Source organism: Sphingomonas sp. (genome assembly GCF_048594985.1).
Taxonomy (GTDB): domain Bacteria; phylum Pseudomonadota; class Alphaproteobacteria; order Sphingomonadales; family Sphingomonadaceae; genus Sphingomonas_I.
The window spans coordinates 1-6,689 of the sequence record NZ_JBMDXG010000202.1 but is presented as its reverse complement, the minus strand read 5'-3'; the positions used below and the strand labels follow the sequence as shown (position 1 = coordinate 6,689).

Sequence of the window (6,689 nt, the reverse complement as noted above, 5' to 3'; positions counted from 1 at the left end):
AGCCGGCATGAGGAGCGCTACTCGGGCGCGGGCAACGTCTGGGGCGTCTACGCGCTCGACCGCGCGTCGGGGACGGTAGAGCTCCACACCGCGCGCGCGACGATCCTGGCGACCGGCGGGGCGGGGCGCACCTATCTTTATTCGACGGCGCCGCGTGGCGCGACGGGCGACGGCATCGCGATGGCGTGGCGGGCGGGTGCGCGCGTTTCCAACATGGAGTTCATGCAGTTCCACCCGACGTGTCTCTACAATCTGGAGGTCAAGAACTTCCTGATCACGGAGGCGATGCGCGGCGAGGGCGGGCTCCTGAAGCTGCCCACCAACGGCCACCGCTTCATGCCCGATCTCGATCCCCGCGCCGAACTGGCCCCGCGCGACATCGTCGCGCGCGCGATCGACCATGAGATCAAGCGCCTCGGTCTCGACTTCGTCCACCTCGACATCAGCCACAAGCCGGCCGCCTTCATCGAGCATCACTTCCCGACCATCCTCGCCAAGCTCCTGACGCTCGGCATCGACATCCGCACGCAGCCGATCCCGGTCGTGCCGGCGATGCACTATACGTGCGGGGGCGTGATGATCGACCTGAACGGGCGGACCGACCTGCCCGGCCTCTATGCGGCGGGCGAGGTCACCATGTCCGGCCTGCACGGCGCGAACCGGCTCGCCTCCAACTCGCTGCTCGAATGCTTCGTGTTCGGGGAGGCGGCGGCCAGGCATATCAGCGCCCACTGGGCCGATTTGCCCCCGCCCGGCGCGATCCGCCCGTGGGACGAAAGCCGCGTCCGCGATTCCGACGAGGACGTCGTCGTCCAGCACAATTGGCGCGAAATCCGCCGCTTCATGTGGGACTATGTCGGCATCGTCCGCACCACCAAGCGGCTGGAACGCGCGCTCCACCGCGTCACCCTGCTCGCGCAGGAGGTCGAGGATTATTACGGCAATTACCGCATCACCGGCGACCTGATCGAATTGCGCAACCTCATCGTCGTGGCCGGCCTGATCGTCCGCTCCGCGCTCGCCCGCAAGGAAAGCCGGGGACTGCATTACACGCTCGATTATCCTGACACCGCCACCGAGGCGCGCGATACGATCCTGATCCCCTGAGCGCGATGCCTGGCCGCGCGCGTCCGCGAAGGTCGTGCGCGGCCGAAGCATGCCATCAGGTCAGGGCGCCGCCGTCGACGTTGAGGATCGCGCCGGTGATCTGGCGCGCAGCGGGGGTAGCGAGGAACGCGACCGCAGCGGCCACGTCTTCCGGCTGGCCGAACCGGCCGAGCGGGAGGATGCGGCGCTGGAAGTCCGCAAATTCACCCGTCTCCGGGTTCATATCCGTATTGGTCGAGCCGGGCTGGACGAGGTTGACCGTGATGTCACGCGGCCCGAGTTCCTGCGCCAGGCCGCGCGTGAAGGACTGGAGCGCGGATTTGGTCATGTAATAGACCGTTCCGGGCGCGCCGACGATACGATCCGCGCCGCCCGATCCGATGTTGATGACCCGCGCGCCAGCTTTGAAGTGCGGGATTGCCGCCTTGGTCGTGAGGATCGGTCCCCGGATGTTTACGGCCAGCAGCGCGTCGATATCCTCCACCGGGAAATCGGCGATGGGGCTGTAGCGCGCGATCGCCGCGTTGTTGACCAGGATGTCGAGACCGCCAAGCCGCTCTACCGCGGTATCGACCGAAGCCTGGATCGCCGCCGGATCGGCACTGTCCGCCTGGATCGCATGCGCTTTGCCGCCCTTGGCCGTGATCGATTCCACCAGTGCCGCCGCACGATCGCCGGAACGCTCGTAGGTGATCGCGACCTCCGCGCCCTTGTCCGCCAATGCTGCGGCGATCGCGGCGCCGATACCTCGTGAGCCGCCCGTGACGAGTGCGCGCTTCCCGGCCAATTCCATGGTCAATCCCTTTCTGTGATGATCGATACATAATTAGTGGGTGCTATGCAGCCACGCGTCAAGCCATTATGTATCGATCGATGCAAAATCCGGCCGGAAGGATGGGGAAGGAGGCGGCGAGCCGTCGCGGGCGGCCGCGCGCCTTCGATCGCGACGCCGCGCTGACTGCGGCGATGCATCTGTTCTGGACCAAGGGATATTCAGCGACGTCGATCGGCGATCTGACGACCGCGATGGGGATCAACTCGCCCAGCCTCTATGCCGCGTTCGGATCGAAACAGGCACTCTATGCCGAGGCGCTCGCCCAATATGGAAAGCTGAACGAGGCGACTGGGTGGGGTGGCTTTTTCTCGGCCGATACGGCGCGGGGGGCGGTCGCGGCCTTCCTCTACGATACGGCAGAAGGCCTCAGCCGGGCGTGCAACGGCTGCATGGTGACGCTCTCGGCGGTCGGCGCTGAAGGAAATGATGAACTCGGTGCCTTGGTCGTATCGGCGCGCAAGGAGACACTCCGCCGGCTGGAGCAACGGATCGCGCAGGGAAAAGCCGCAGGCGAGATCCCCGCGTCTGTGGATGCCCACGCGCTCGCCCGGTTTGTGCAGGCGGTGCAGAACGGGATGTCGGTTCTGGCGCGCGATGGAGTCGAACTCTCCGACCTTACCGCCGTGGCCGAGACCGCGATGCTCGCATGGGATGCGCGGCTAGAAGGCGATATGTCCAAGGCCGCCCGCGACCGGACGCCCGGTTCGATCTAGCCGCGCGCCGAACGTCTCACTGCGGCTTGACGAACCGCAAGGTCATCCGGTCGCTCTCGCCGATCGCGAGATATTTCGCCTTGTCCTGCTCGCCCAGCTGCAGCGACGGCGGCAGCGTCCACACGCCGTTGGGCCAGTCGGCAGTGTCCTTGAGATTGGCGTTGACCGCGCTCTCGCCGTCCAGCTTGAAGCCGGCGCGCGTCGCCAGCGCCACCACGGTGGAGCGCTTGACGTAGCCGCTCTTGCGCTCGCGCTCCGCGTCCGCGCTTTCGGGCAGTCGGTGATCGACCACGCCCAGCACCCCGCCCGGCTTCAGCGCCTTGAACGCCGCCTGGAAGAAAGCGAGCGCGACCTTGTCACCCTGCCCGTTGCCGGCGCCCGCCATCAACAGATTGTGGACGTTGCGGAAGGTCAGCACGCGGTCGGCCGTGCCGTCGAGGCCCATCGACGCATTGGCGGGATCGAACGGCAACACCTTGGCCGCGCCCGCGCCGGGCAGCCCCGCGACCAGCTTCGTCGCGCCTTCGATCGCGCGCGGGCTGTTGCCGACGACCGCGACATAACGGCCCTTGTTCGCCACGAGCGGCATCAGGATGTGCGTGTACCAGCCGCCACCGGGGCTATATTCCACCACCGTCTGCTCGGGCTTCACCCCGAAGAAGGTCAGCGTCTCCAGCGGATGCCGATACCGGTCGCGGGCCTTTTCCTCCTGCGGGCGCGCCGGATTGTTGACCGCGGCGGCAAGGACGGAGCTCTGGGCCATCGCGGCGGCCGGCAGCGCGAAGACGACGAAGGCGGCGGAAGCGGCGAACAGGTGGCGCATCGAAGGGCTCTCCCGATTGTTTCGTGGCGTGATGCGCTGCAATCGGCCATGGCGCAAGCGGGGTTGCGCGGTGCGGATTATGCGGCATCCTTCCCACAAATCAGGGGGAACATGCCATGATGACCACCCGCCGCCGCCTGCTGAGCGGGGCCGCCGCCGCGCTGTTCGCGGCCACCCTGCCCGCCGCGTCGCCCGCCTCGCCCTTCGTGCGCGTCGATGGCCTGCGTTTCGTCCGCAACGGCCGGACCTATCGCTATGCCGGGGCGAATATCTGGTACGGGGCCTATCTCGGCGCGGCGACCGCCTACGGCAATCGCGACCGGCTGCGCCGCGAGCTTGACCGGTTGCAGGCGCTGGGGATCACCAACCTGCGCGTGCTCGCCTCGTCGGAGGATTCGCCGCTCAGGAATGCGATCACGCCCGCCTTTCGCGACCGCACCGATCGCTACAATGCCGACCTGCTCGCCGGGCTCGACTATCTGCTCGCCGAAATGGCGAAGCGCGACATGTTCGCCGTGCTCTACCTCACCAATTTCTGGGAATGGTCGGGCGGCATGGGCGCCTATCTCTATTGGGTGAACGGCGGCCAGTTCATGGACAATAACGACCCCGACCATCCATGGCCGGAATTCGCCGACTGGAATTCGGCCTTCTACGGCAACCGACGGGCGGTGGCGCTGTATCACGCTTACGTCCGCTCGGTCGTCGGCCGCACCAACAGCATCACCGGGCGCGCCTATCGCGACGATCCCACCATCATGGCGTGGCAGCTCGGCAACGAACCGCGCCCGGCGGGCAGCAAGGCCGTGGCGGTCAAGACGATGGCCGGCTTTCAGAAATGGGTCGACGAGGCCGCCCGCCTCATCAAGGCGGTCGATCGCAACCACCTCGTCTGCACCGGCAGCGAAGGGTTGAAAGGCTGCCTCGACGACGCGGCTTGCGTGCTCGCCGAGCATGATGGCCCGATCGATTATCTGACGGCGCATATCTGGCCGCTCAACTGGGGCTGGGTCAGCGACACCGACCTCCCCGGGACGCATGAAGCCGGGCGGCGGAAGGTGGCCGATTATATCGCCGCGCACATCGCGCTGGCGAAGACGCTGGGCAAGCCGCTGGTGATCGAGGAGTTCGGCTATCCCCGCGACGGCGCGAAGGCGTATGATCCCGCCGCCACGACCGCGTGGCGGGACCTTTATTACGGCCAGATCTACGACGCGGTGCTGTCGGATGCGCGCGCCGGCGGGCCGCTCGCCGGCTCCAACTTCTGGGCCTGGAATGGAGAAGGGCGGACCATGCACGAGGATCACGTCTTCCGGCGCGGCGACCTGTCCTATCTCGGCGATCCCCCGCACGAGCCACAGGGCTGGTACGGCGTGTTCGACAGCGACGCGACGACGCTCGCGGCGATCCGCGACCATGCCGCCGCGCTGAAGGCGATCGGCTGAGCGCGGGGCGGCTTTCCCGCCGCCCCCGCACCCGCTAAGCCCGTCGGCGCATGTCTTCCAACCATCTCTATCTGGTCGACGGCTCGGGTTATATCTTCCGGGCCTATCATCGGCTGCCGCCGCTGACCAACAAGCACGGCCAGCCCGCGGGCGCGGTCTACGGCTTCACCACGATGATGTGGAAGCTGGTCGAGGATCTGCACGCCGCCGACGGGCCGACGCATATGGCGGTGATCTTCGACGCCTCGTCCAAGACGTTCCGCAACGACATGTACGATCAGTACAAGGCGCATCGCCCGCCCCCGCCGGCGGACCTGGTGCCGCAATTCCCGATGATCCGCGATGCGACGCGCGCTTTCTCGCTGCCCTGCATCGAGGAGGAGGGGCTGGAGGCCGACGACATCATCGCCTGCTATGCCAAGGCCGCGCTCGCCGCCGACTGGAAGGTGACGATCGTCTCGTCCGACAAGGATCTGATGCAGCTGATCGAACCCGGCCGGCTCGATCTGCTCGACACGATGAACAACCGCCGGCTGAGCGTCGAGCATGTCCAGGAGAAGTTCGGCGTGCTGCCCGAGCAATTGGGCGACGTGCTCGCGCTGATGGGCGACAGCGTCGACAACGTGCCCGGCGTGCCCGGCGTTGGCCCCAAGACGGCCAGCGAGTTGATCAACACCTACGGCGATCTGGAAGGCGTGCTCGCCGCCGCGCCGACGATCAAGAAACCCAAGCTCCGCCAGACGCTGATCGACCATGCCGACAATGCCCGCCTCAGCCGCGAGCTCGTCCGGCTGGTATGCGACCGCCCCCTGCCCGAGCCGCTGGAGGATCTCGCGCTCAAGGGGCTCCCGCGCGAGCCGCTCCAGGCTTTCCTCACCGATCAGGGCTTCCGCTCGCTCCTCACCAAGCTGGGCGGCGAGGAGGCGAGCGCCGCTTTGCCCGCGCGGGTCGAGGATGCGGTGCCCTTCGTCCACGCCGATTACGAAACGGTCGTGACGGAGGAGGCGCTCGATCGCTGGGTCGCCGCCGCGCTCGACGCGGGCGTGATCGCGGTCGATACCGAAACCGACGACCTCGACTGCATCCGCGCCAATCTGGTCGGCATCAGCCTGGCCGTCGCGCCGGGCAAGGCCTGCTATATCCCCGTCGGCCATGGCCGCGGGGGCGAGGATCTGCTGACCGAGCGGCCCGAGCAGCTCGACCGCCCCCTCGTGCTGGCGAAGCTCAAGCCGCTGCTCGAGGATCCGGCGGTGCTCAAGGTCGGGCAGAATCTCAAATACGACCTGATCATGTTCCGCCGGGCGGGCATCGACGTGACGCCCTACGACGACACGATGATCCTGTCCTACGATCTCGACGCGGGGCTCGGCGGGCATGGCATGGACGATCTCGCCAAGCGCCACCTCGACCATGCCTGCATCCAGTTCAAGGATGTGTGCGGCACCGGCAAGAGCCAGATCAGCTTCGATCTCGTGCCGCTCGACCGTGCGACCGAATATGCGGCCGAGGATGCCGACGTCACGCTCCGCCTGTGGCAGCGGCTGAAGCCGCGCCTTTCGCGCGAGCAGGCGACCCGCGTCTACGAACTGGTCGATCGCCCGCTGGTGCCGATCGTGGCCGAGATGGAACGCGCCGGCATCCTCGTCGATCGCGAGGAGCTCCACCGCCTGTCCACCCAGTTCGGTGAGGAGATCGTCCGCCTCGAAGGGATCATCCACGCGGCAGCCGGGGGCCCCTTCACCATCGGTAGCCCCAAGCAACTGGGC

At 67.2% G+C, this 6,689-nt stretch carries 6 protein-coding genes; 4 read left to right on the top strand and 2 right to left on the bottom strand.

The window, feature by feature from the left end:
• A partial coding sequence (locus ACOJSF_RS07880) for an FAD-binding protein (RefSeq protein WP_420141665.1) occupies positions 1-1,107 on the top strand: 1,107 nt, incomplete at its 5' end.
• A 55-nt stretch (positions 1,108-1,162) separates the two neighbouring features.
• Here the strand turns inward: ACOJSF_RS07880 and ACOJSF_RS07875 are convergent.
• Positions 1,163-1,900 carry an SDR family NAD(P)-dependent oxidoreductase gene (locus ACOJSF_RS07875; protein WP_420141664.1) on the bottom strand — a complete coding sequence of 246 codons (738 nt, stop codon included), beginning with the start codon at positions 1,898-1,900 and terminating at the stop codon, positions 1,163-1,165.
• 101 nt (positions 1,901-2,001) lie between these two features.
• On the opposite strand from ACOJSF_RS07875, the gene ACOJSF_RS07870 reads away from it, so the two are divergent.
• A complete protein-coding gene (locus ACOJSF_RS07870; RefSeq protein ID WP_420141663.1) occupies positions 2,002-2,655 on the top strand; it encodes a TetR/AcrR family transcriptional regulator in 654 nt (217 codons plus the stop codon).
• A gap of 16 nt (positions 2,656-2,671) precedes the next feature.
• Here ACOJSF_RS07870 and ACOJSF_RS07865 read toward each other — a convergent pair whose 3' ends face one another.
• Complete coding sequence (locus ACOJSF_RS07865; RefSeq protein ID WP_420141662.1) at positions 2,672-3,478, bottom strand: class I SAM-dependent methyltransferase; 807 nt, start codon at positions 3,476-3,478, stop codon at positions 2,672-2,674.
• A gap of 116 nt (positions 3,479-3,594) precedes the next feature.
• Between ACOJSF_RS07865 and ACOJSF_RS07860 the strand changes: the two genes are divergently transcribed.
• Together ACOJSF_RS07860 and ACOJSF_RS07855 are read left to right on the top strand one after the other, a co-directional pair.
• The gene (locus ACOJSF_RS07860) at positions 3,595-4,923 is read left to right on the top strand and encodes a glycoside hydrolase 5 family protein (RefSeq protein ID WP_420141661.1); all 1,329 of its coding nucleotides are present in this window, start codon (positions 3,595-3,597) and stop codon (positions 4,921-4,923) included.
• Between the two features lie 50 nt (positions 4,924-4,973).
• On the top strand, positions 4,974-6,689 hold a 1,716-nt coding region (locus ACOJSF_RS07855), incomplete at its 3' end, for a 5'-3' exonuclease H3TH domain-containing protein (RefSeq protein WP_420141660.1).

Coding starts and splice junctions, on each gene's coding strand:
- ACOJSF_RS07875 (WP_420141664.1), bottom strand. CDS start 1,900: ATGGAATTGGCCGGGAAGCGCGCACTCGTCACGGGCGGCTCACGAGGT.
- ACOJSF_RS07870 (WP_420141663.1), top strand. CDS start 2,002: ATGGGGAAGGAGGCGGCGAGCCGTCGCGGGCGGCCGCGCGCCTTCGAT.
- ACOJSF_RS07865 (WP_420141662.1), bottom strand. CDS start 3,478: ATGCGCCACCTGTTCGCCGCTTCCGCCGCCTTCGTCGTCTTCGCGCTG.
- ACOJSF_RS07860 (WP_420141661.1), top strand. CDS start 3,595: ATGATGACCACCCGCCGCCGCCTGCTGAGCGGGGCCGCCGCCGCGCTG.